The following is a 22126-nucleotide window of genomic DNA, read 5'->3' on the forward strand; positions in this document are numbered from 1 at the left end:
CCGGCCTGCCGGCCCTTTCGTTTTATGCCAACGCCTGCGCCAGCAGGGTGATCGGATGTTCGCAGCGCTTGCTGGTGGACATTTCTATCTGCCATTTGCAGGTCTCGCAGTCGGTCACCACCAGATCCACCCCGCTCTCTTCTATCTGCCGGAACAGCGGCGCGCCGATGCCTTGCGACGTGGCGTAGTTCTCCGATTTGAACCCGTAGGTGCCGGCGATGCCGCAGCACTGCGAATCCAGCACCACCAGCTCCAGCCCCGGTATCTGCCGCAGCAGCTCCAGGGTGTAGGCGGTCCAGCCCATCTTCTCCATATGGCAAGGCGTGTGATACGCCACCCGCAGCGACGTGCGTTTCAGCGGCAGGCTGCGCCCCTGATTGATCAGGCGATAGAGATAGCGCGTCGCCAGCTCCACCCGATCGCGCACCGGGGTGGTGTCTACGTCCAGCAAGTGGGGGTATTCGTCGCGCAGGGTGAAGGTGCAGCTCGATGAGGTCGCCACTACCGGAATGCCGCGCTCCAGCACCGTTTCATGCAGCGACTCGGCGTTAACCCTGGCCTGCTTCTTGGCCTGCTCGATAAACCCGTTGGCGATCAGCGGCACGCCGCAGCATTTCTCGCGCTTCAGCAGTTGCACGCCGATATCCAGCGCGTTGAACACCCGGACCAAATCCTTGCCCAGCTGCGGGTGGTTATAGTTGACGAAGCAACCGTGGAAGAATGCCACCTGCTCGGCGTAACGCTGCTGAGCCTGCGCCTGTTGCCGGTACCAGCGGCGGAAGGTGCCGAAGGAATATTTCGGCAGTTCGCGCCGGTGATCGATCTTCAGCGCCTTGTCCAGCAGCTTGCGCACCGGTTTCAACCCGGTGGCGGCGTTGACGATCGGCGCAAACGGCGTCGACAGCGAGCCCATGATATCGGTGTGGCTGAGGATGGCGTCACGCAGCGTCGGCTTGCTCTGGGCGAAGTCGGCGCGGGCGCGCTGAATAATGTCGCCGATTTTGACGTCGGACGGGCAGGCCACTTCACAACGCTTGCAGTTGGTGCAGTATTTCAGCGCTTCGTCGTACAGCGCCGGGTCTTTCAGCCGCAGCCGCTCGCCGTCCGGCCCCGCCTGTTTCGGCCCCGGATAGAGCGGGTTCACTTTGGCGACCGGGCAGTAGGTGGTGCAGACGGTACATTTGATGCAGCTTTCAAAGCTGTGGTCCTGATGCAGGCTCATACGCACTCCTCCGCGGCGATCTGCTGCGCGACGTGCAGCGCACCGATCAATGACACGCCGGCGCCGCAGCCCTGCTGCAGCGGATCGTAGCCGCCGGCGACCGCGCCGATGGCATACAGATTGTCGAACGGCATTCCCTGCTTCATCGCCCGCAGCCTGCCGTCGGTGCGCACGCCAAACTGCAGATAAGGCTGTGGCGCGAACAGCTCGCGCCGGCTCCAGTCGGCGCGATCGGCGCGGCTGTGCACGTCCAGCCCGAAGATCGGCTCGCGTACCCGGTCGAAATCGGCCACCAGCCCATTGCTGAAGAAGCTGCCGCTGGCCAGCACCACCTGCTGCGCCCGCAGCGGAATATCGCCGTGGTTGCGGGTGTACAAACCGGTGATGCGACCGGCCTCGCTCTCGGCGCGCAGCACGCTGTCGCCGGGCATGAAAACGCCGCCCAGCTGCTGAAAACGCCGCCGCAGCGCCTGATGCAAGCGCATGCCGGGCACCGAAGGCGGCAGCGTCGGCAGCAGCCGGATCGGCTTGCCGACCGCATCCTGCAGCACCGCCAGCGACGCGTCATCCTCCAGGCCCAGACAGGCCGGCAGGAAGAGCGCCTCGGCCTCGCCCGCCAGCCGCCGCAGCTCCTCGGCCATCGGCGGCAGGCTTTCCATCAAATCCAGAACCCGGGCGATGTTCACCGCGCGGAACTCGCTGGGGTTATTGCGCAATCTGTCCAGCGCCGGCATGTGCAGATAGGCTACCTCCGTCTCTACGCCGAGCTCGCGGCTCAAGGCGTCGGCGGCCATCTGCGGCTGGAAGTCGAGGAAACCCTCGATGCCGATCACCGCGATGCGCCGCCACGGCAGTTGGCCGGTCAGCGGCAGCGTCGGGATCGCCTGCGGGCTGAGCCAGGTGGCGCGGCGCGTGCCAAGCGGCGTAATGCGCAGATGGTTGTTGGCTCCCTCGCCCTGCAGGCGCAGCCCGCAGCGCTCCAGCAACCGCTGTGCGGCGGCGGACAGCGCCGCCACCCGGCCGGGCCCGATCAGGGCATACGGATGCTGCGGCGCCTGTTGCGCCAGCTGCGGCAACGCCGCCAGCGGCATCTCGACCGGCGTGCCGTCCGGCAATCTCGCCAGCAGATCGAGCGAGCCGGAGGAGAAGTAGAGCGCGCTCTGGCCGGAACTGACCACCGCACAGCGTTTGCCCAGTTCGGCCACGGCAATGGCGCAGCTCAGGCCCGCCAGGCCGCCGCCAATCACCACTACGTCAAATCGCATCATCCGCCTCCTGCTCTTTGTCTGCCTGGGCCTCAAGCCCGCATAATCCCTGGTAAACCCAACTGGTAAATTCACTCTCGCGCAGCGCGTCGCCCCAGGCGATCGGCCGCACGCCTTTCCAGCGTTCGTTGAGGAACTGCGACAGCTGCACGATGGATTGCTGCGGCGTGCTGACCTTGAAGCGCGTCAGCAGTCCGGCGGCGCGGCAGGCGCAGAGTTCCCCCTGGCAGGTGCCCATGCCGACGCGGGTGCGGCGACGCAGATCCACCAGGTTATTGACGGTCAGCGAATTGACCGCATAGCGCACTTCCCCGGCGGTCACCGCCTCGCATTCGCACACCAGGCTGGTGTCGAGCCGATCGGCCGCCGGCACCTGGCTGGCGCGATCGCCGTGCCGGTAGATCGCCGAGCCGCGAATGCTGGCGGGCAGTGAGACCACGCTGCGCACCGTTTCCTCCGCCGACTGGCGGGATCCGGGCAACGCGTCCTGCGCGGTGGTGCACGGGCGGTTTACGCCAAGCTTTTCGCACACCTTGTCGGTGGCCCACTCCGCCATCAGACGATAGGTCATCAGCTTGCCGCCGGTGATGGTGATAAACCCTTCCAGCCCGTCGCGGCTGGCGTGATCGAGCAGCACGATGCCGCGACTGACGTTGCGCCCGCTGGGATCGTCGTCGCTGGCCACCAGCGGCCGCACCCCGGCATAGGCGCGCAGAATGCGGGTCTGCGCCAGGGTGGGCGCCAGCAGCGCCCCTTCGCGGATCAGAATGTCCACCTCCTGCGGCGTCACCAGCATGTTATCGATTTGGTCGTAGTCGATATGGGTCGAGGTGGTGCCGATCAGCGAGATGGTGTCGCCCGGCACCAGGATGTCGGCGTCCGCCGGTTTGCGGCAACGGTTGATCACCATATTGTTGATGCGGTGACCGAGGATCAGCAGCGCTCCCTTGGCTGGGAACATGCGGATGCGCAAATCGGCGTATTCGGCGATCTGCTGGCCCCAGATGCCGGCGGCGTTGACCACCACCGGTGCGTGCAGCTCATAGCGCCGCTGATTCTGATGGTCGTAAACGCGCACGCCCGTCACCCGGTCGCCGCTGCGCAGCAGCCCCACCACCTGGTGGTAAGTCAGGATCTGCGCGCCGTGTTCGCGCGCGTCCAGCATGTTGGCGGCGGTCAGCCGGAAAGGATCGACGGTGCCGTCCGGCACCCGCACCGCGCCGATCAGCGCCGGGTTAGCCGCCGGCTCCAGCCGCAGCGCCAGCTGCGGGTCGATCGCCTCGGCGTCGATGTCGGCCTGGCGGCAGGCGGCGATAAACTGCTGCTGATAGTCCAGCGAGTCCTGCGGCAGGGTGATGAACAGCCCATCGGTGCGCTCGATACAGTGATGCGCGATGCGTTTCAGGATACGGTTCTCTTCGATGCACTCGCGCGCCGACTCGCCGTCGGTCACCGCATAGCGCGCGCCGCTGTGCAGCAAGCCGTGGTTGCGGCCGGTGGCGCCGGTGGCGATGTCGTGACGCTCCAGCAAAATGCAGCGCAAGCCGCGCCGCGCACAATCGCGGGCAATGCCTGCGCCGGTGGCGCCGCCGCCGATGATGATCACATCCGTTTCGCCGCCGTCAAAATAGCTGCTCATGTCGCTCCCTCAGGATCGGTAGTTATGAGCCTATTGAGCCACGGTTATTAGGGTCTTTGTTTGATAAGGAACAAGAACGAACATAAAACGAAATAAAAATGTCCACAAAAAACCATCAATGTGATCATAATCACGATTTTTGGACGTTTTTCTATTTCATAACGTTAACGAATCGCTCAAAATCCGCCGTGGTTTCATGAAAGTGTAACAATTGCGCCATTCGTCACAGCGACACCAGGCGTATTTGATGACAATGGCGCTCGTTATGGAACACAAAAACACCACATTCGATATCCGCTCAATCATCAAATGAACGTAAAAGGTCATATTGATGTGATAACAGATAAAGCCATCGGAGGCGCTCATGTTGAGTATTTTTAAGCCGGCCGCACACATCGCCCGTGTGCCGAGCGATAAGGTAGACCCGCTCTACCGTAAGCTGCGCTGGCAAATTTTCCTGGGGATCTTCTTCGGTTACGCCGCTTACTATCTGGTGCGTAAGAACTTCACCCTGGCCATGCCTTACCTGATCGAACAAGGCTTCAGCCGCGGCGACCTCGGCTTCGCGCTGTCGGGCATCTCCATCGCCTACGGCTTCTCCAAATTCATCATGGGTTCGGTCTCCGACCGTTCCAACCCGCGAGTGTTCCTGCCTGCCGGCCTGATCCTGGCGGCGGCGGTGATGTTGTTCATGGGCTTCGTGCCGTGGGCCACCTCCAGCATCGCCATCATGTTCGTCCTGCTGTTCCTGTGCGGCTGGTTCCAGGGCATGGGTTGGCCGCCGTGCGGCCGCACCATGGTGCACTGGTGGTCGCAGAAAGAACGCGGCGGCATCGTTTCCATCTGGAACTGCGCCCACAACGTGGGTGGCGGCCTGCCGCCGCTGCTGTTCCTGCTGGGCATGGCCTGGTTCAACGACTGGCACGCGGCGCTGTACATGCCGGCCTTCGGCGCCATCCTGGTGGCTCTGATCGCCTTCGCCCTGATGCGCGACACCCCGCAATCCTGCGGCCTGCCGCCGATTGAAGAGTACAAAAACGACTACCCGGACGACTACAGCGAAAAAGACGAAGAAGAGCTGACCGCCAAGCAGATCTTCATGCAGTACATCCTGCCGAACAAGCTGCTGTGGTACATCGCGGTCGCCAACGTGTTCGTCTACCTGCTGCGTTACGGCATTCTGGACTGGTCGCCGACTTACCTGAAAGAAGTGAAGCACTTCGCGCTGGACAAGTCTTCCTGGGCTTACTTCCTGTACGAATACGCCGGTATCCCGGGCACCCTGCTGTGCGGCTGGATGTCGGACAAAGTGTTCAAAGGCAACCGCGGCGCCACCGGCGTATTCTTCATGACGCTGGTGACCATCGCCACCGTGGTGTTCTGGATGAACCCGGCCGGTAACCCGACCGTAGACATGATCTGTATGCTGGTCATCGGCTTCCTGATCTACGGCCCGGTGATGCTGATCGGCCTGCACGCGCTGGAGCTGGCGCCGAAGAAAGCCGCCGGCACCGCCGCGGGCTTCACCGGCCTGTTCGGCTACCTGGGCGGCTCGGTCGCGGCCAGTGCCATCGTCGGCTACACCGTAGACTTCTTCGGTTGGGACGGCGGCTTCATGGTGATGATCGGCGGCGGCGTGCTGGCGGTTATCCTGCTGCTGCTGACCATGCTGAACGAAAAGAAACACCACGCGGAAATCGCAGCCGGCAAACGCGGCTAAGCGTCACACGACTTTTGCATGATTTAAAGGCCGCCCTGCGGCCTTTTTACTACCCTGCCCCCAACAACATGGAGAAAACGGAATGCGGACTCAAGTCAAAGCCCTGCTGACAGGGATCATTCTCGCCACCTCAATGGTCAGCGCCGCGCAGGCGGCGGACAAAGTGGTGATCGCCCACCGCGGCGCCAGCGGCTACCTGCCGGAACACACTCTGCCGGCGAAGGCGATGGCCTACGCGCAAGGCGCCGATTACCTCGAACAAGATCTGGTGATGACCAAAGACAACGAGCTGGTGGTGCTGCACGACCATTACCTCGATCGCGTCACCGACGTCGCCGAACGCTTCCCGGACCGCGCGCGCAAAGACGGCCGTTATTACGCCATCGATTTTACGCTGGCGGAGATCAAATCGCTGAAGTTCACCGAAGGCTTTGAAATCGAAAACGGCAAGAAAGTGCAGGGCTACCCTGGCCGCTTCCCGATGGGCAAATCCGACTTCCGCGTGCACACCTTCCAGGAAGAGATCGAGTTCGTGCAGGGTCTGAACCATTCGACCGGCAAGAACATCGGCATCTACCCTGAAATCAAGGCGCCGTGGTTCCACAAACAGGAAGGCAAAGACATCTCCAGCAAAGTGCTGGCGGTGCTCAAGCAGTACGGCTACACCGGCAAGAACGACAACGTCTACCTGCAGTGCTTCGACGCCAACGAGCTCAAACGCATCAAGAACGAGCTGGAACCGAAGCTGGGCATGGATCTGAAGCTGGTGCAGCTGATCGCCTATAACGACTGGCAGGAAACCTACGAGCAGAAAGCCGACGGCAAGTGGGTGGAATACGACTACGACTGGATGTTCAAACCGGGCGCGATGAAGAAAATCGCTCAGTATGCCGACGGCATCGGGCCGGACTACCACATGCTGGTGGTGGCGGATCAATCCAAGCCGGGCCACATCGTGCTGACCGACATGGTGAAAGAAGCGCACGCCAGCAAGCTGGCGGTGCATCCGTTCACCATCCGCGCCGATGCGCTGCCGAAGTATGTGACCGACGTAAACCAGCTGTATGACGTGATTTACAACCAGGCCGGCGTCGACGGCGTGTTCACCGACTTCCCGGACAAGGGCGTGCAGTTCCTGCAGAAGCAGGGCCAGCACAAGTAATGCCAAGGGCGCCGCAAGGCGCCCTTATTATTTAAAGGTTATTTCAGAGGAACATCTTGCGCAGGTAGTGCGGCACCGCGTTATCGACGTTGGAGCCGATCACTTCCAGCTCCGGCAGCATGTCCTTCAGGCGCTGATGCGCGTCGCGCATGATGCAGCCCTTGCCGGCCATCGACAACATCTCCAGATCGTTCATGCCGTCGCCGAAGGCGATGCACTCTTGCAGCGTATAGCCGATGATCTTGGCCACTTCTTCCAGCGCATGCCCTTTCGACACGCCGCCCGCCATTACTTCCAGGCAGGTCGAGAACGAGAAGCTGACGTTGACCCGATCGCCCCAGCGCGCGTTGATGGCGTCTTCCACCTGCAGCAACCGCTCGTGATCTTCACAGGTGAAGTAAACCTTGCAGACGCCGTCGGTTTCCAGCAGGCCCGGCTCAAACAGCTGATATTTGAACACCGACTCCTGGAAGAATTCTTCCTGCTCCGGGCTTTCGCGGTTGGTAAACCAATCGTCGTTACGGTAGACGTTGGTGGTGATATCCGGATCGTCGTGCAGCATGCCGTACAGATCGCGGGCGATATCTCCGTCCAGGTTGTGGCTGAAAATCAGTTCGCCGGCGGTGTTGTGCACCCGTGCGCCGTTGGAAGTGATCATAAAGGCGCTGATCTCCAGGCTGTCGCGGATCTGCGCCACGTCGATATGGTGGCGGCCGGTAGCGAACACGAAATGCACGCCGCGCTGAGTCAGCAACTTCAGCGTTTCTTTAGCGTACGGCGACAGGGTATGGTCGGGAGACAGCAGCGTGCCATCTAAATCGGAAGCGACGACGTGATACATAGCGTTATGTTCTAACCTCTGATGGAGTTGTCGGCGGCAGCGCGCCGCCTAAGTGTTGAGCAAAGAAGCGCAGAATTGCGTTCAGTGCTTCGGCGCGCAGCGCGTCCCGCTCGAACAGGATCTCATGGCGTGCACCGTTGATAACCCACGGGAGCCCCCCTTCGCAAGGGCGCCCCGCGTCTGACAGAGCCTGACAAAAAGCCTGGTGCGAACGGTTGTCAACTACCCGTTCTTCACCGGCCTGCAAAAGCAACAGCGGCGTGGTGATCTCCCCGGCCTGCGCGATAATCTGCCGGCCGGCGCGGATGCTCTCCCGCACCCAATGGTAGGTCGGCCCGCCCACCTGCAGCTCGGGGTAATCGGCATAATAGCGCAGGCTGCGCCGGTAACGCTCGCGGCTATGGGTCAACACGTTGACCACATAGGGCAACGGACGCCACTGGCCGGTGCCCACCGCGTAATAATCGCGGATCGCCGGGCGGATCTCCGCCCAGTCGAGAATGCGATCGGCCAGCCAACCCGGCATCGGCAACCGGATGCCGAACATCGGCGCGCAAAACGCCGCCGCGTCGAACGCCTGCGGCCGGCGCTGCAGGAACTGCGCCAGGATCGCGCCGCCCATCGAATGCGCCAGCGCGAAGCGCTGCCGATAACCGCGCGATTCGACCTCGCGCAGCCACAGCTGCTCGAAATCGTCCACGTAGTCGGCGAAGTTTACCACATGACCGCGGTGCGTATCCGCCAGTAAACGCCCGGAACGCCCCTGGCCGCGATGATCGACGATCACCACGTCGTAGCCGCAGTGGAACAGATCGTAGGCCACCTCGGGGTATTTCACATAGCTTTCGATGCGGCCGGGGCTGACCACCACCACGCGCTGATGCCGCGCGGAACTGAAGCGCACAAAGCGGATCGGCACGCCGTCCACGCCGCTGAATTCGCCTTCTTCGCGCTGCCGCCAGAAATCCAGCAGCGGCCCGGTGGCGAAGGCAGCGAACTGCGTTTCACGCGTTAACCAGTCATCGGAGCTGAGAGTGAACGAGGTCATCGAGAGCGTTTTCCCTGTGGGGCCGGCGGAAAAATGTGACCGCTGGCACAAGAAATCATACTAGCGTATTGTGATTCAATTCTTACAAAAACGGCGCCGCCTCGGCGCATTGTGGCACAAAACGACACTTTCAGGGAGCCGAAGCACCATGACCTTGGACTGGTGGTTAACCTATCTGCTGACCACGCTTATCCTGAGCCTCTCCCCCGGTTCAGGCGCCATCAATACCATGAGCACCGGCATCAGCCACGGCTATCGCGGCGCCGCCGCGTCGATCGCCGGGCTGCAGGTCGGGTTGAGCGCGCACATCGTGCTGGTGGGCATCGGCCTCGGCGCGCTGATATCGCAATCGCTGCTGGCGTTCGAGCTGCTGAAATGGCTGGGCGCCGCCTACCTGGTGTGGCTCGGCATCCAGCAATGGCGCGCCGCCGGGGCGCTGGATCTGCATGCGCTGGCGGGCAGCATGCCGCGCCGCCGTCTGTTCCGCCGCGCGGTGCTGGTCAACCTGACCAACCCGAAAAGCATCGTGTTCCTCGCCGCACTGTTCCCGCAGTTCATCTTGCCCAATCAGCCCCAGGCTGAGCAGTATCTGGTGCTCGGCGTCACCACCGTGGTGGTGGATATTCTGGTGATGATCGGTTACGCCACCCTGGCGACGCGCATCGCCGGCTGGCTGAGAACGCCGCGCCAGATGCAGCTGCTCAACCGACTGTTCGGTTCGCTGTTCATTCTGGTGGCGGGGCTGCTGGCGACCGCCCGCAAAGCCTGACAAAAAAGGCCGGGCATCGCTGCTCGGCCTTGGGCATTTCACTGTGGTTAGCGGGTAAATATCAGATGTAACCCGAAGCCGGTAAACAGCACGCCCGCCACCCCGTCTATCCACTTGGCCAACCGCTGATAGCCGCGGCGCATCGCCGGCAGCGCAAACACCACCGCCACCAGGCTGAACCAGACGAAGGTCTCGGCGACAATCAGCAAGAACAGCCCCCAGCGCGCTCCGGCGCCGACGCTGTCGCCGACGAACAGCGAGAACACGCTGCCGAAATAGATCACCGCTTTCGGGTTGGACAAATTGGTCAGGAAGCCGCGAATAAAGCTGCGCCCGGCCTTCGGCAACGCCACCTGGGCCTCCGCCGCCGGCTGCGCTTGCTGCGCCCGCGCGGAACGCAGCAGTTGCCACCCCATCCAGCACAGGTAAATGCCGCCGCCAACCATGATGATCTGATGCAACCAGGCCATCTTCTGCAGGATCAGATGCAGCCCCATCAACGCCACGCCGGCCCATACCACGATGCCGAGCGAAATGCCGACCACGCCCATCATCGCCTCGCGGCGCGAGCGGCTGGCGGCGGTTTGCGACACGAAAAAGAAGTCCGGCCCCGGGCTCATCAGCGCAATCAGATGCACCAGCGCCACGGTGAGAAACAGCATCAGCATGATATATCGCCCTCAGTCTTCGTCATTGTCGAGATGGTCGCGGATCATCGCCATAAAGGGCGCGCCGAAACGCTCCAGTTTGCGCTGGCCGACGCCGTTGACGCTCAGCAGATCGCCGGCCTTGATCGGCATCTGTTCGGCCATTTCCAGCAGCGTGGCGTCGTTGAACACCACGTAAGGCGGAATGTTTTCTTCGTCGGCGATCGATTTGCGCAGTTTGCGCAGCTTGGCGAACAGCTTGCGATCGTAATTGCCGCCGTAGGATTTCTGGTTGGCGCTGCTGCGCGACTTCAGGCTCTGAATACGCGGCACCGCCAGCTGCAGCGCCACCTCGCCGCGCAACACCGGACGCGCCGCCTCGGTCAATTGCAGCGCTGAGTGCATGGCGATGTTCTGGGTGATAAAGCCCAGGTGGATCAGCTGACGCAGCACGCTGGTCCAGTGTTCGGTGGTCTGATCGCGGCCGATGCCGTACACCGGCAGCTTGTCGTGACCGTATTCGCGAATGCGCTGGTTGTTGGAGCCGCGCAGCACTTCCACGATGTACCCGAGGCCAAAGCGCTGGCCGACGCGGTACACGCAGGACAGCGCCTTGCGCGCGTCCTCCAGCCCGTCATAGCGCTTGGGCGGATCGAGGCAGATATCGCAGTTGCCGCAGTTCTCGTGTTTGCCTTCGCCGAAGTAGTTGAGCAACACCAGGCGGCGGCAGGTTTGCGCCTCGGCGAACGCCCCCATGGCGTTCAGCTTGTGGCGCTCGATGTCCAGCTGTTGCCCGGCGGGTTTTTCCTCCAGACAGCGGCGCAGCCAGGCCATGTCGGCCGGATCGTACAGCAGGATGGCTTCGGCCGGCAGGCCGTCGCGCCCGGCGCGGCCGGTCTCCTGATAATAGGATTCGATATTGCGCGGGATGTCGAAATGCACCACGAAGCGCACGTTGGGTTTGTTGATGCCCATGCCGAAGGCGACGGTGGCCACCACCACCTGCAGATCGTCACGCTGGAACGCTTCCTGCACCTGGGCGCGGCGCTCGTTGTCCAGCCCGGCGTGGTAGGCGCCGACGCTCAGCCCGCGGCTTTGAAGGCGCGCGGCGGTGTCTTCCACCTTGGCGCGGCTGTTGCAATAGATAATGCCGCTCTTGCCGCGCTGATCCTGCACGAAGCGCCACAGCTGATCGAGCGGTTTGAATTTTTCCACCAGCGTGTAGCGGATGTTCGGCCGGTCGAAGCTGCTGACCTGCACCAGCGGATCCTGCAGCGACAGCAGGCGCACGATATCGCCGCGCGTGGCTTCGTCGGCGGTGGCGGTCAACGCGATCACCGGCATCGCCGGGAAGCGCTGTTTCAGCTGGCCCAGCGCGCGATATTCCGGCCGGAAGTCATGGCCCCACTGCGAGATGCAGTGCGCCTCATCCACCGCCAGCATCGCCGGCGGGCAGTGATCGAGCAGGTTGAGGAAGCTTTCCATCATCAGCCGTTCCGGCGCAATGTACAGCATCTTGATGGTGCCGTTGCGGCAGCCGGCCATGACATCCAACTGCTCCTCGCGGGTTTGCGTCGAGTTGTAGCAGGCGGCGGAAACGCCGTAGGCCAACAGTTGGTCGACCTGGTCCTTCATCAGCGAGATAAGCGGGGAAACCACCAGGGTCAGGCCGTCCATCACCAGCGCCGGGATTTGGTAGCACAACGACTTGCCGCCGCCGGTCGGCATCACCACCAGGCAATCCTGCCCGCCGATCGCGGCATTGATAATCGTTTGTTGGCCCGGACGGAATTGCTGGTAGCCGAAGGTATCGCGCAATACCTGCTCGGCCAGCAACTCTCTGTTAATCACTGCTGCGGTTGACACACACTTCCCCATTTTTTCATCGGTACACACCCACCGGGTATGATTACATAATATCGTTCAGCATGACACCAACGCCCACCCGTGTCTGCCGGAAGTTGTAGTCGATCAGCGATTCGCCGTAGCCGCTGAACACCTGGGTATAGAATCGCACGTTGCGGGTGATCGGGTAGCTCCAGCCCAGTTCCGCGCCGCCGTAGCCGCTGTTCCAGTTGTAGTGGCTGTCGACGCTGAACACGCTGTCGCCCCAGGCGTAACCGACCTTCAACCGGTAGTATCCCATGTATTTGGTGATGTCCGGGTTGTCGTCGTTGCTCGAGCTCTCCGAGAAACGGAACCAGGGCTTGAGATCCACCTGCCAATTGCCGTTTTGCGCCATCAGTCGCGCATAACCGCGATTCCAGCTGCGCGACGTCGGATCCGAGCGGCCGTTAGACTGATGGTTAACGCCGATTTCAACATCGCGCAGCGTCCAACCGGCAAAGCGGTAATCGGTCGCCCACCCCACGAACAGTTGCGGCTCGTAGTTGGTCTCGCGGAACGGCGAAGACTCGCCGCGGTTGGACAATTGCCACCAGGAGCGCTGAGTATAAGACGCGCCGAGCACCGAATTGTCGCCGGCAATGCCCCGCCACAGCGGAAATGCCAGGCTAAGCTGGTATTTCACCTCGTCCTTGCGCGCCTTGTCGGCCCAGTTGTACGTCTTGATGGCTTCTTTGTTGATATCGCTGGTGTCGGTGTACAACAGGTAATTGGGATCGTAAGGATACAGCGTGAACGGATTATCGTGCTCCTGCAGCAGGTTGGCGATAATGCTGCCGCGCACCGCCGGCCTATCGTGAATCTGCTGCTCTTTGGCTTCCTCAGCCAATGCCAGCGCCGGCATCAGCAGCGTGGCGGAAACGATCCCTGACAAAATGCGCATAACCTCTCCTCACTCCAACGAAAAAGGGCAAGCCCGGAAAAAATCAGGCCATTTTACACACAAAGGAGGCTTTACCGCAGCGCGGTCCGGTTTTATTGGAATAGTCTGGAAAGCAACAAAGGTTAAGCATAAAATCAACATTCCATTAACCTGGACTGACCAGTTAGCTCCCTTAAAACGCAAAAGAAAAACGGAAACCCGCTATGTCGACCACACCACTGACCCTGGAAGCCGCCCGCCGCAAGATCGGCGAAATTTTTGTCTACCACATGCCGTTCAACCGCGAGCTTGGCCTGGAGCTGCGCCGCTTCGACGATGACTACGTCGAACTGAGCTTCACCAACCAGCGCAAGCTGGTGGGCAACGCCGCACAGGAAATTCTGCACGGCGGCGTGATCGCCGCGGTGCTGGACGTCGCCGCCGGGCTGGCTTGCGCCGGCGGCGTGCTGACGCGCCTGGAACCGCTGATCGAAGAAGAGATCGCCGCCAAACTGTCGCGCATGGGCACCATCGATCTGCGCGTCGACTATCTGCGCCCCGGCCGCGGCGAACACTTCGTCGCCTCCGCCAGCGTGCTGCGCAGCGGCAACAAGGTCGCCGTCGCGCGCGTAGAACTGCATAACCACGACGGCCTGCATATCGCGACCGCCACCGCCACCTATCTGGTCGGCTGATGATTGTGTGCGGTGAGCGACTTCAGTACACTCACCGCATCTTACGTTCCCCACCAGAGTGACGTCATGGACGCAAAGCAAACGCGTCAGGGCATTTTCTTCGCCCTGGCCGCCTATTTTATGTGGGGCATCGCCCCGGCCTATTTCAAACTGATCCAGCAAGTGTCCGCGGACGAGATCCTCACCCACCGGATCATCTGGTCGTTTTTCTTCATGCTGGCGCTGATCTCGCTGGGCCGCAACTGGCCGAAAGTGCGCGCCGCCTGCCAAAACCGCAAACGGCTGCTGTTGCTGGCGGTCACCGCGCTGTTGATCGGCGGCAACTGGCTGCTGTTCATCTGGGCGGTGAACAATCACCATATGCTGGAAGCCAGCCTGGGCTACTTCATCAACCCGCTGGTTAACGTGCTGCTGGGGATGCTGTTTCTCGGCGAACGTTTCCGCCGCATGCAGTGGGTGGCGGTGGCGCTGGCGTTCACCGGGGTGCTGGTGCAGCTCTGGCAGTTCGGTTCGTTGCCGATCATCGGTCTGGGGTTGGCGTTCAGCTTCGCCTTCTACGGCCTGCTGCGCAAAAAAATCGCCATCGACGCGCAGACCGGCATGCTGATTGAAACGCTGTGGCTGCTGCCGGTGGCGGCGGGCTACCTGTTCCTGTTCGCCGACAGCCCCACCAGCCACCTGAGCGCCAACCCGTGGTCGCTGAATCTGCTGCTGGTCGCCGCCGGCATCGTCACCACCGTGCCGCTGCTGTGCTTCACCGCGGCGGCTACCCGGCTGCGCCTGTCGACGCTCGGTTTCTTCCAGTATCTCGGCCCGACGCTGATGTTCCTGCTGGCGGTCACCTTCTACGGCGAGACCATCGGCCAGGACAAGCTGGTGACCTTCGGCTTTATCTGGGCGGCGCTGATCCTGTTCACCCTCGACGCGCTCTATACCCAGCGCAAGCTGCGCTGAGCCCGGCGCCGCCGGGTTACAGCCAGTTCTTGCGCTTGAAGTACAGGTAAGGGGCCAGGCCCGCCAGGATCATCAAGGTGATGGCGCCCGGGTAGCCGAACGACCATTTCAGTTCCGGCATGAATTCAAAGTTCATGCCGTAGCTGGAGGCCACCAGCGTAGGCGGCAGGAACACCACCGACACCACCGAGAAGATCTTGATGATGCGGTTCTGTTCGATATTGATGAAGCCCATCGCCGCCTGCATCAGGAAGTTCACCTTCTGGAACAGCGATTCGTTGTGCGGCAGCAGGGATTCGATGTCGCGCAGCACTTCACGCGCCTGCTCCAGTTGGCCGGTCGGCAAACGCGCCTTGCGCACCAGGAAGTTGAGCGCGCGCTGGGTATCCATCAGACACAAACGCACCTTCCAGCCGATATCTTCCAGCTCCGCCAGCGTCGACAGCGCGGCGTCGTATTCGTCGCCCTGATGCCCTTCCATGATCACCCGGCTGAGCTGTTCCAGATCGCTGTAGATGTTCTCTATCTCGTCCGCCAGCTGTTCAATCTTGGTTTCGAACAAATCCAGCAGCAGTTCGTAGGCGTTGCCTTCGAGCATGGTCTGGTTGCGGGCGCGCATGCGGTACAGGCGAAACGCCGGCAGTTCACGCTCACGCAGGGTATACAGGCGGCCGTCGCGGATGGTGAAGGCCACCGTGGAGTTGCCGGCGTGATCTTCCGCATCTTCGAAGTAGAAGAAGGAGTGGATATGCAGACCGTCTTCGTCTTCGAAGAAACGGGCGGAGGCTTCGATGTCGTCCAGTTCGGGACGCGTCGCCAGGCTTTGTCCCAGCTCATTCTGCACGCGCTCACGCTCGCCCTCTTCCGGCTCGACCAGATCAACCCACAGCGATGACGTGAGATCATCCGAGTCGTCCAGTTCCAGACGGGACAAGCGGCGGTTATCTAATTTAAAAGCGCTCAGCATGTGCCAAAACTCCGTGAAGGTAACGGGTGCGGACAACGCGTTGAAGCACAGAAACAGAGGGGATGCGTATCACCGATTGTTTCAGACCATGAAGAGATCTGACTCATAGCGACGCTTTGCGGGGTCGCCGACAACCACGAAGGCTATCAGCAAAAACGGAGAGCCTTAGAAGTTATACCTGCGGCGCAGGTCAGTGAGCCAGTATCTACTGGGTGTGTCCAAGGCGTCTGTCCTCAATGATAATAGTGCGCGCATGTTACGCCGAGAAGAAAAAGCCTGTCAACACGTTAGGCGGGATAATTGCGCAACAAATCATCACGATGATCAATGGCAGAAATGGCGCTTAAACCGTACTGAAAAAGTCGCGGCGATCGCTTACCGCCACCAAGAATGTTGCTAAGATGACATCACCCTAATGGTACGACAAGCATGCGGATTTAAACGATGAAACAGATTACCGCCCATGAACTGACCGCGATGAGCGAACAGGCCGCCAGCGTGCCCCGCCTGCGCGCGCACCGCACCTTACACGAAGAGCTGAGCGACCCGGTGCAACGCCTGGCGATCGCCATGGAACCCGGCACCTATATCCGCCCGCACCGCCACCCGCAAACCTGGGAGCTGCTGACGCCGCTGCGCGGCCGTTTTGTCGTGCTGCAGTTCAACGATGACGGCGTCGTGACGCAGCGCACCCTGCTCGGCGAAGAAACCAAAGTGCTGGAGATGCCGGCATTTACCTGGCATGCGGTGCTGTCGGTCGATGCCGGCGGCGTGGTGTTCGAAGTGAAGCGGGGTCCGTATCAGGCGCTGACCGAAGAAGACTGCATGCCGTGGGCGCCGCAGGAAGGCGGCGAAGGCACCGAAGCGGTGATGCGCTGGTATGCCACCGCGCAGGTCGGCGATCGCTACCCTCACTGATGATGAACGATTGCAGGGGCTTAAACTCCTGCAAATCGCCCCTCTCTTATACCGTTTCCAGCCGAGCGTAGGCCGCCACCAGCCACTTGATGCCTTCGCCCGGGAAGGCGATCTGCAGCCGGCTGTGCTCGCCGCTGCCTTCCAGATTGACGATGGTGCCTTCGCCAAACTTGGGATGGCGCACGCGCTGACCCAGCTTGTATCCGGTGTCGTTCTCGCTGATCGGCGTGCCCATGCGGCGGTGATTGACCGGCCGCGATACGCTGGCGCGCAGGCGCACTTCTTCCACGCACTCCTCCGGCAGTTCGCCGATAAAGCGCGACGGCCGATGGTAAACCTCTTTGCCGTACAGACGGCGCGTTTCGGCGTAGGTCAGCGTCAGCTTCTGCATGGCGCGCGTTACGCCCACATAGGCCAGACGGCGCTCCTCCTCCAGACGGCCGCCTTCATCCAGCGACATCTGGCTCGGGAACATGCCTTCTTCCATGCCGACGATAAACACCAGCGGGAACTCCAGCCCTTTGGCCGAGTGCAGGGTCATCAGCTGCACCGCATCCTGATAGGCGTCGGCCTGGCCTTCGCCCGCTTCCAGCGCCGCATGCGACAGGAACGCCTGCAGCGGCATCAGATCCTGATCTTCTTCCTGATAGCTGAACTGGCGCGTCGCCGTCACCAGTTCCTCAAGGTTTTCGATACGCGCCTGCCCCTTTTCGCCCTTTTCCTGCTCATACATGATGAACAACCCGGAATCGCGGATCACCCGGTCGGTCTGCACGTGCAGCGGCATATCGGCGGTTTCATGAGCCAGCGACTCCACCAGCTCGATGAAGCGCTGCAGCGCCGACGCGGCGCGGCCGGCCAGAACCTTGTCCTGCATCAGTTCGCGCGTCGCCTGCCACAACGTCAGTTGGCGATCGCGCGCCGCCTGGCGCACCACGTCGAGGGTGCGGTCGCCGATGCCGCGCGTCGGGGTGTTGACCACGCGCTCGAAGGCCGCGTCGTCGTTGCGGTTGGAGATCAGGCGCAGGTAAGCCAGCGCATCCTTGATTTCCTGACGTTCGAAGAAGCGTTGGCCGCCGTAGATGCGGTACGGCATCGCCGTCTGCAGCAGCGCCTCTTCCAGCACGCGCGACTGGGCGTTGCTGCGGTACAAGATGGCGCAGTCGTTCAGCGCGCCGCCGTTGTCTTGCCAGGTCTTGATGCGGTTGACCACGAAGCGCGCTTCGTCGAGTTCGTTGAAGGCGCAGTAGAGGGAAATCGGCTCGCCTTCGCCGCCTTCGGTCCACAGGTTTTTGCCCATGCGCCCGTCGTTGTTGGCGATCAGGGTGTTGGCCGCTTTCAGGATGTTGCTGGTGGAACGGTAGTTCTGCTCCAGGCGGATGGTTTCCGCGCCGGGGAAATCCTTCAGGAAGCGCTGGATGTTTTCCACCTGCGCGCCGCGCCAGCCGTAGATCGACTGGTCATCGTCGCCGACGATCATCACGTTGCTGTTGCCGCCCGCCAGCAGACGGATCCAGGCGTACTGGATGCTGTTGGTATCCTGGAATTCGTCCACCAGCACGTTGGTGAAACGCTCGCGGTAGTGGTTGAGGATATGCGGCTTGTTCAGCCACAGCTCGTGCGCGCGCAGCAGCAGCTCGGCGAAATCCACCAGCCCCGCGCGATCGCAGGCTTCCTGATAGGCCTGGTAGATGCGCAGCCAGGTGGCCTCCACCGGGTTGTTGTAGGTTTCGACGTGCTGCGGGCGCAGGCCCTCATCTTTCTTGCCGTTGATGTACCACATCGCCTGACGCGGCGGCCACTGCTTCTCGTCGACGTTCAGCGCCTTGATGATGCGCTTGAGCAGCCGCAGCTGGTCGTCGCTGTCGAGGATCTGGAAATCCTGCGGCAGGTTGGCTTCCAGATGATGAGCGCGCAGCAGGCGGTGCGCCAGACCGTGGAAAGTGCCGATCCACATGCCGCCCTGGCTGGTGCCGATCAGATGTTCGATACGGTGACGCATTTCCGCCGCCGCCTTGTTGGTGAAGGTCACCGCCATGATCGAATACGGCGAGCAGTTCTCCACCGACAGCAGCCAGGCGATGCGATGCACCAGCACCCGCGTCTTGCCGCTGCCCGCTCCGGCCAGAACCAACAGGTTGCTGCGCGGCGCCGCCACGGCTTCACGTTGTTTTTCATTCAGGCTGTCGAGCAGATCGGAGACGTCCATAGGCACCACTAATGGTTAAGGGAAAACCCGCCGGTGACGGGTTTTTCACTGGAAATTTATACAGAGTTCTGGCAGGGATTATAACAATGCTGTCAGCGATGCCAACTGCGAAATCTCAATATGCGGCAGCAGGCGGCTGTCGGCGGCCTGCATCAGGCAGCGTTGCCGATCGTTGATCCAACAGGCCTGCAGCCCCGCGCGCAGCGCGCCGGCGACGTCGGTAGTCAGATCGTCGCCCACGTGCAGGATCTGCTCGGGCGCCACGCCCAGCCGTTCGACGGCCAGGTGATACATGTCTTGGTATGGCTTGGCGCGCCCGTCCGGCCCGGAACGCAACACGAACTGGAAGTAGCCGTCCAGGCCGCACTGCGCCGGATCGGCGTTGCCGTTGGTGATCGCCACCAGCGGGTAGCGCGCGGCCAGAGCCTTCAGCGTGGCGTGGGTCGCTTCCGGCACCTCGATGCGGCTGCGCCACAGCGCGAAGTTTTGCATCGCCGCATCGGCCCCGATCGCCGCTTCGGCGTCGCGCAGCCCCTGCCGGCTCAGCGCCAGATGAATGGCGCGCCAGCGCCACTGGGTGACGTCGTGGTAGATCTCCGGATCCTGCTCGCGCAGCTCCTGGCGCAGGCGGTGGAAATCCGCCGACTGGAAGCTGTTCAGGCCGGGATGGTAGCTCTGCAGGAAGGCCACCGACTGCTGCTCGGTTTGCCGGATCACCGGACGGTTGTCATACAGCGTGTCGTCCAGATCGAAAGTCAGCGCCGCCAGCGGGCGCAGCGGGCGATAAAAATGCATCAGGATTTCCCCCGTTTGGCGCGCGGATGCGCGGCATCGTACACGTTCGCCAGATGTTGAAAGTCGAGGTGGGTATAAATTTGCGTGGTGGTCAGGTTGGCGTGGCCGAGCAGCTCCTGCACCGCACGCAGATCGCCGCTCGACTCCAGCATGTGGGTCGCGAAGGAGTGACGCAGTTTGTGCGGGTGAATATGGCTGTTGACGCCCTGTTTCACGCCCCATTCGGCGAAGCGCTTTTGCACGTTGCGCGTCGAGATGCGCCGCCCCTGATTGGACAGGAACATCGCGTCATCTTCCGGCCCGAACAGATCGCGCATCGCCAGCCAGTGTTCCAGCCAGGTGACGGCGGTGCGCCCGATCGGCAGTTTACGCTCTTTGCTGCCTTTCCCCATCACCCACACCTCGCCGGCCGCCATATCGACATGGCGGCAATCCAGCCCCACCAGCTCGGAGAGACGCAGGCCGGCGCCGTACATCACCTCCAGCATGGCGCGATCCCGCACCGCCAGCGGATCGTTGAGATCGATCTCCAGCAGCTGGTTCATTTCATCGACGTCGATATTTTTCGGCAGATGGCGACCGCTGCGCGGCGTGCGGATGCCTTTGGCCGGGTTGGCGTGCAGCACGCCTTGGCTGACCAGCCAGTCGAGGAAACTGCGCAACGAAGAGAGCCGCAGCGCCAGGCTGGCGGACTGCAGGCCGGCGCGTTTGCTGCGCGCCGCCAGCATGCGCACCCGGGCGGCGTCCAGCGCCGCCCAGTCGGTGACGCCGATCTCCTGCGCCATGCGCATCAGCGCCGCCAGCTGGCGTGAATAGCTGAGCTGCGTCAGTGGGCTAAGTTGCCGTTCTACCTTGAGATAACGCAGAAAAGCGTCCACCGGCTGCTGCAGGCTGGGCGCAATCGGCGTCATGCGCGTTCGATCCAGCGTTCCAGCAGTTCCGGCAGCATGCGCGCCAGTTGATTGAGCATCACCGTGCCCATGCCCTGCTGATAGTGTTGCGTATCGCGGCTGCTGAAGATCACCATGCCCAGCTCGCCGTCGTCGCCAAGCATCGACAGCGCCACCGAACCAATCTGGCCGATCTGTTTGGCCTGCGGCAACAGCAGCAGCAGTTCGGGGCCGTTCAGGCCGCCGAGGTAGTGTTGTTCGCTGCCCAGCCGCTGGATGCGGAACGGCTCGAACGCCGAACGCGTCAGCGCCAGATGGGTGAAATCGGAAGGCGCGCCGATATTCCAGCGCTCGGCGAACAGGCGCACCGTGGCGCCGGCCAAACCGAAGCCGCGCGCCCAGCGCTGCAGCCGGTTGAGCATGTCCTGCAAGCTGTCGGCGGTGGCCAAATCGGCCTGCAGGTGCAGCAACCGGGCGAACAGCCCTTCGTTAGCGCTGGCCTGCTCCATCAGCAGCGTGATCTCTTCTTCCAGCCGTTCGATGTGATTGCGCTGGCGGGCCAGATGCCATTCCACCAGCGAAACGGTGCCGCGCACCGGGTGCGGCACGCGCATCTGCTCAACCTGGCGCGCGTTGCGAATAAAGAAATCCGGGTTCTGCAGCAGGTACTGCATCACGGTGTCGTCATCCAGCGCCAGGCCGGCGACGCTCTGTTCTTCTACGCTTTTCATAGATGAATAAATCCGTCATAGACATGGGTTGCCGGACCGGTCATAAACAGCGGGTTGCCCGGCCCTTTCCAGCGAATATGCAGGCTGCCGCCCGGCAGTTCTACATGCACTTCTTCTGACAGCAATTCCTGTTGGATCCCCACAGCCACCGCCGCACAGGCGCCGCTGCCGCAGGCCTGCGTTTCACCGGCGCCGCGCTCATAAACGCGCAGCTTGATGTGATCGCGGCTGACCACCTGCATAAAGCCGATGTTGGCCCGTTCCGGAAAGCGTTCATGCCCTTCCAGCACCGGCCCGAGCAGCTCCACCTTGGCGGTTTTTACGTCGTCCACCTGCAAAACACAATGCGGGTTGCCCATCGACACCACGCCGCACAACACGGTATGTTCCGCCGCGCGCATGATGTAGGTCTTTTCAGCCTTGGCGGCGCGGAACGGCACCGCCTGCGGGTCGAAATTCGGCTCACCCATGTTGACGCACACCAGATCGTCGTCGGTGACGCTGAGCACCATGCGCCCGGTTTGGGTGCTGACGCGGATGTCACGTTTGTTGGTCAGCCCTTTCAGCCGCACGAAACGCGCGAAGCAACGCGCGCCATTGCCGCACTGCGCCACTTCGCTGCCGTCGGCGTTAAAAATTCGGTAGTGAAAATCCAGTTCGGGATCGTAAGGCGGTTCTACCACCAGCATCTGGTCAAAGCCGACGCCCAGGTGCCGATCGGCCAGCCGGCGGATCAGCTCAGGTGAAAAATAGACATTCTGTGTAACGGCATCGACCACCATAAAGTCGTTGCCCAGACCGTGCATTTTGGAGAACTGCATATCATACTCCGCTATCTGGACGCGCTATCCGTCTTGATTTTACGGCGGCGCTCGCCACCGCAAACA

Annotated in this window: 20 protein-coding genes; 6 read left to right on the forward strand and 14 right to left on the reverse strand. The window is 62.0% G+C overall.

From position 1 onward, the window contains the following. Positions 1-22: 22 nt before the first annotated feature. Genes glpC through glpA form a run of 3 tightly spaced genes read right to left on the reverse strand, consistent with a single transcriptional unit; the run spans position 23 to position 4126 of the window. Positions 23-1222, reverse strand: a complete 1200-nt coding sequence (gene glpC, locus ACTJJ6_RS13240) for an anaerobic glycerol-3-phosphate dehydrogenase subunit GlpC (protein WP_049299803.1) — start codon at positions 1220-1222, stop codon at positions 23-25. Beyond that, positions 1219-2487: a glycerol-3-phosphate dehydrogenase subunit GlpB gene (glpB, locus tag ACTJJ6_RS13245; RefSeq protein WP_049299802.1), complete on the reverse strand. Its 1269-nt coding sequence runs from the start codon at positions 2485-2487 to the stop codon at positions 1219-1221. Before glpB ends, glpC begins: the two co-directional genes overlap by 4 nt. After that, complete coding sequence (gene glpA, locus ACTJJ6_RS13250; protein WP_016929484.1) at positions 2477-4126, reverse strand: anaerobic glycerol-3-phosphate dehydrogenase subunit A; 1650 nt, start codon at positions 4124-4126, stop codon at positions 2477-2479. The genes glpB and glpA overlap by 11 nt, the downstream gene beginning before the upstream one ends. Positions 4127-4490: 364 nt before the next feature. On the opposite strand from glpA, the gene glpT reads away from it, so the two are divergent. Continuing rightward, on the forward strand, positions 4491-5846 hold the full coding sequence (glpT, locus tag ACTJJ6_RS13255) for a glycerol-3-phosphate transporter (RefSeq protein ID WP_004934295.1): 1356 nt from the start codon (positions 4491-4493) through the stop codon (positions 5844-5846). Between the two features lie 82 nt (positions 5847-5928). After that, entirely contained in the window at positions 5929-7008 is a 1080-nt protein-coding gene (gene glpQ, locus ACTJJ6_RS13260; RefSeq protein ID WP_015376272.1) for a glycerophosphodiester phosphodiesterase, read from the forward strand. Between the two features lie 43 nt (positions 7009-7051). Here glpQ and yigL read toward each other — a convergent pair whose 3' ends face one another. Then, entirely contained in the window at positions 7052-7849 is a 798-nt protein-coding gene (gene yigL / locus ACTJJ6_RS13265; protein ID WP_440804283.1) for a sugar/pyridoxal phosphate phosphatase YigL, read from the reverse strand. Between the two features lie 4 nt (positions 7850-7853). After that, entirely contained in the window at positions 7854-8897 is a 1044-nt protein-coding gene (pldB, locus tag ACTJJ6_RS13270; protein ID WP_016929485.1) for a lysophospholipase L2, read from the reverse strand. Between the two features lie 148 nt (positions 8898-9045). Between pldB and rhtB the strand changes: the two genes are divergently transcribed. Then, positions 9046-9666, forward strand: coding sequence for a homoserine/homoserine lactone efflux protein (gene rhtB, locus ACTJJ6_RS13275; RefSeq protein WP_004934282.1), 621 nt, complete (start codon positions 9046-9048; stop codon positions 9664-9666). Positions 9667-9713: 47 nt separating this feature from the next. On the opposite strand, the gene rhtC is transcribed toward rhtB, so the two are convergent. The 3 genes from rhtC to pldA are packed head-to-tail and all read right to left on the reverse strand — an operon-like array spanning position 9714 to position 13101. Beyond that, positions 9714-10334, reverse strand: coding sequence for a threonine export protein RhtC (rhtC, locus tag ACTJJ6_RS13280; protein WP_016929486.1), 621 nt, complete (start codon positions 10332-10334; stop codon positions 9714-9716). A gap of 12 nt (positions 10335-10346) precedes the next feature. Further along, the gene (gene recQ / locus ACTJJ6_RS13285; RefSeq protein ID WP_028127631.1) at positions 10347-12179 is read right to left on the reverse strand and encodes an ATP-dependent DNA helicase RecQ; all 1833 of its coding nucleotides are present in this window, start codon (positions 12177-12179) and stop codon (positions 10347-10349) included. Between the two features lie 43 nt (positions 12180-12222). Next, a complete protein-coding gene (gene pldA / locus ACTJJ6_RS13290) occupies positions 12223-13101 on the reverse strand; it encodes a phospholipase A (RefSeq protein ID WP_016929488.1) in 879 nt (292 codons plus the stop codon). Positions 13102-13304: 203 nt separating this feature from the next. Here pldA and ACTJJ6_RS13295 point away from each other — a divergent pair, with 203 nt between their 5' ends. Continuing rightward, on the forward strand, positions 13305-13775 hold the full coding sequence (locus tag ACTJJ6_RS13295) for a thioesterase family protein (protein ID WP_016929489.1): 471 nt from the start codon (positions 13305-13307) through the stop codon (positions 13773-13775). Between the two features lie 66 nt (positions 13776-13841). Continuing rightward, on the forward strand, positions 13842-14729 hold the full coding sequence (rarD, locus tag ACTJJ6_RS13300) for an EamA family transporter RarD (protein ID WP_016929490.1): 888 nt from the start codon (positions 13842-13844) through the stop codon (positions 14727-14729). Between the two features lie 16 nt (positions 14730-14745). Here rarD and corA read toward each other — a convergent pair whose 3' ends face one another. Then, positions 14746-15696 carry a magnesium/cobalt transporter CorA gene (gene corA / locus ACTJJ6_RS13305; RefSeq protein ID WP_004934262.1) on the reverse strand — a complete coding sequence of 317 codons (951 nt, stop codon included), beginning with the start codon at positions 15694-15696 and terminating at the stop codon, positions 14746-14748. A 444-nt stretch (positions 15697-16140) separates the two neighbouring features. On the opposite strand from corA, the gene ACTJJ6_RS13310 reads away from it, so the two are divergent. Beyond that, entirely contained in the window at positions 16141-16614 is a 474-nt protein-coding gene (locus tag ACTJJ6_RS13310; protein WP_016929492.1) for a WbuC family cupin fold metalloprotein, read from the forward strand. A 46-nt stretch (positions 16615-16660) separates the two neighbouring features. Here ACTJJ6_RS13310 and uvrD read toward each other — a convergent pair whose 3' ends face one another. The 5 genes from uvrD to dapF form a co-directional block, all read right to left on the reverse strand. Next, positions 16661-18823, reverse strand: coding sequence for a DNA helicase II (uvrD, locus tag ACTJJ6_RS13315; protein ID WP_025304874.1), 2163 nt, complete (start codon positions 18821-18823; stop codon positions 16661-16663). A 78-nt stretch (positions 18824-18901) separates the two neighbouring features. Then, a complete protein-coding gene (gene yigB / locus ACTJJ6_RS13320) occupies positions 18902-19618 on the reverse strand; it encodes a 5-amino-6-(5-phospho-D-ribitylamino)uracil phosphatase YigB (RefSeq protein ID WP_016929494.1) in 717 nt (238 codons plus the stop codon). Continuing rightward, positions 19618-20529 carry a tyrosine recombinase XerC gene (gene xerC / locus ACTJJ6_RS13325; protein WP_097102996.1) on the reverse strand — a complete coding sequence of 304 codons (912 nt, stop codon included), beginning with the start codon at positions 20527-20529 and terminating at the stop codon, positions 19618-19620. Before xerC ends, yigB begins: the two co-directional genes overlap by 1 nt. Further along, positions 20526-21239 (reverse strand): DUF484 domain-containing protein, encoded by a 714-nt coding sequence (locus tag ACTJJ6_RS13330; protein WP_004934247.1) that lies wholly within the window; start codon positions 21237-21239, stop codon positions 20526-20528. The genes xerC and ACTJJ6_RS13330 overlap by 4 nt, the downstream gene beginning before the upstream one ends. Continuing rightward, positions 21236-22060 (reverse strand): diaminopimelate epimerase, encoded by an 825-nt coding sequence (gene dapF, locus ACTJJ6_RS13335; protein WP_004934244.1) that lies wholly within the window; start codon positions 22058-22060, stop codon positions 21236-21238. The genes ACTJJ6_RS13330 and dapF overlap by 4 nt, the downstream gene beginning before the upstream one ends. Between the last annotated feature and the right edge of the window lie 66 nt (positions 22061-22126).

This window comes from Serratia sp. 22278, from assembly GCF_052045405.1.
GTDB classification, from domain to species: Bacteria; Pseudomonadota; Gammaproteobacteria; order Enterobacterales; family Enterobacteriaceae; genus Serratia; species Serratia marcescens.

What these genes read in the sequence shown, in the direction of transcription:
- glpC (WP_049299803.1), bottom strand. Translation starts at nt 1,222, where the DNA reads ATGAGCCTGCATCAGGACCACAGCTTTGAAAGCTGCATCAAATGTACC.
- glpB (WP_049299802.1), bottom strand. Translation starts at nt 2,487, where the DNA reads ATGCGATTTGACGTAGTGGTGATTGGCGGCGGCCTGGCGGGCCTGAGC.
- glpA (WP_016929484.1), bottom strand. Translation starts at nt 4,126, where the DNA reads ATGAGCAGCTATTTTGACGGCGGCGAAACGGATGTGATCATCATCGGC.
- glpT (WP_004934295.1), top strand. Translation starts at nt 4,491, where the DNA reads ATGTTGAGTATTTTTAAGCCGGCCGCACACATCGCCCGTGTGCCGAGC.
- glpQ (WP_015376272.1), top strand. Translation starts at nt 5,929, where the DNA reads ATGCGGACTCAAGTCAAAGCCCTGCTGACAGGGATCATTCTCGCCACC.
- yigL (WP_440804283.1), bottom strand. Translation starts at nt 7,849, where the DNA reads ATGTATCACGTCGTCGCTTCCGATTTAGATGGCACGCTGCTGTCTCCC.
- pldB (WP_016929485.1), bottom strand. Translation starts at nt 8,897, where the DNA reads ATGACCTCGTTCACTCTCAGCTCCGATGACTGGTTAACGCGTGAAACG.
- rhtB (WP_004934282.1), top strand. Translation starts at nt 9,046, where the DNA reads ATGACCTTGGACTGGTGGTTAACCTATCTGCTGACCACGCTTATCCTG.
- rhtC (WP_016929486.1), bottom strand. Translation starts at nt 10,334, where the DNA reads ATGCTGATGCTGTTTCTCACCGTGGCGCTGGTGCATCTGATTGCGCTG.
- pldA (WP_016929488.1), bottom strand. Translation starts at nt 13,101, where the DNA reads ATGCGCATTTTGTCAGGGATCGTTTCCGCCACGCTGCTGATGCCGGCG.
- ACTJJ6_RS13295 (WP_016929489.1), top strand. Translation starts at nt 13,305, where the DNA reads ATGTCGACCACACCACTGACCCTGGAAGCCGCCCGCCGCAAGATCGGC.
- rarD (WP_016929490.1), top strand. Translation starts at nt 13,842, where the DNA reads ATGGACGCAAAGCAAACGCGTCAGGGCATTTTCTTCGCCCTGGCCGCC.
- corA (WP_004934262.1), bottom strand. Translation starts at nt 15,696, where the DNA reads ATGCTGAGCGCTTTTAAATTAGATAACCGCCGCTTGTCCCGTCTGGAA.
- ACTJJ6_RS13310 (WP_016929492.1), top strand. Translation starts at nt 16,141, where the DNA reads ATGAAACAGATTACCGCCCATGAACTGACCGCGATGAGCGAACAGGCC.
- uvrD (WP_025304874.1), bottom strand. Translation starts at nt 18,823, where the DNA reads ATGGACGTCTCCGATCTGCTCGACAGCCTGAATGAAAAACAACGTGAA.
- yigB (WP_016929494.1), bottom strand. Translation starts at nt 19,618, where the DNA reads ATGCATTTTTATCGCCCGCTGCGCCCGCTGGCGGCGCTGACTTTCGAT.
- xerC (WP_097102996.1), bottom strand. Translation starts at nt 20,529, where the DNA reads ATGACGCCGATTGCGCCCAGCCTGCAGCAGCCGGTGGACGCTTTTCTG.
- ACTJJ6_RS13330 (WP_004934247.1), bottom strand. Translation starts at nt 21,239, where the DNA reads ATGAAAAGCGTAGAAGAACAGAGCGTCGCCGGCCTGGCGCTGGATGAC.
- dapF (WP_004934244.1), bottom strand. Translation starts at nt 22,060, where the DNA reads ATGCAGTTCTCCAAAATGCACGGTCTGGGCAACGACTTTATGGTGGTC.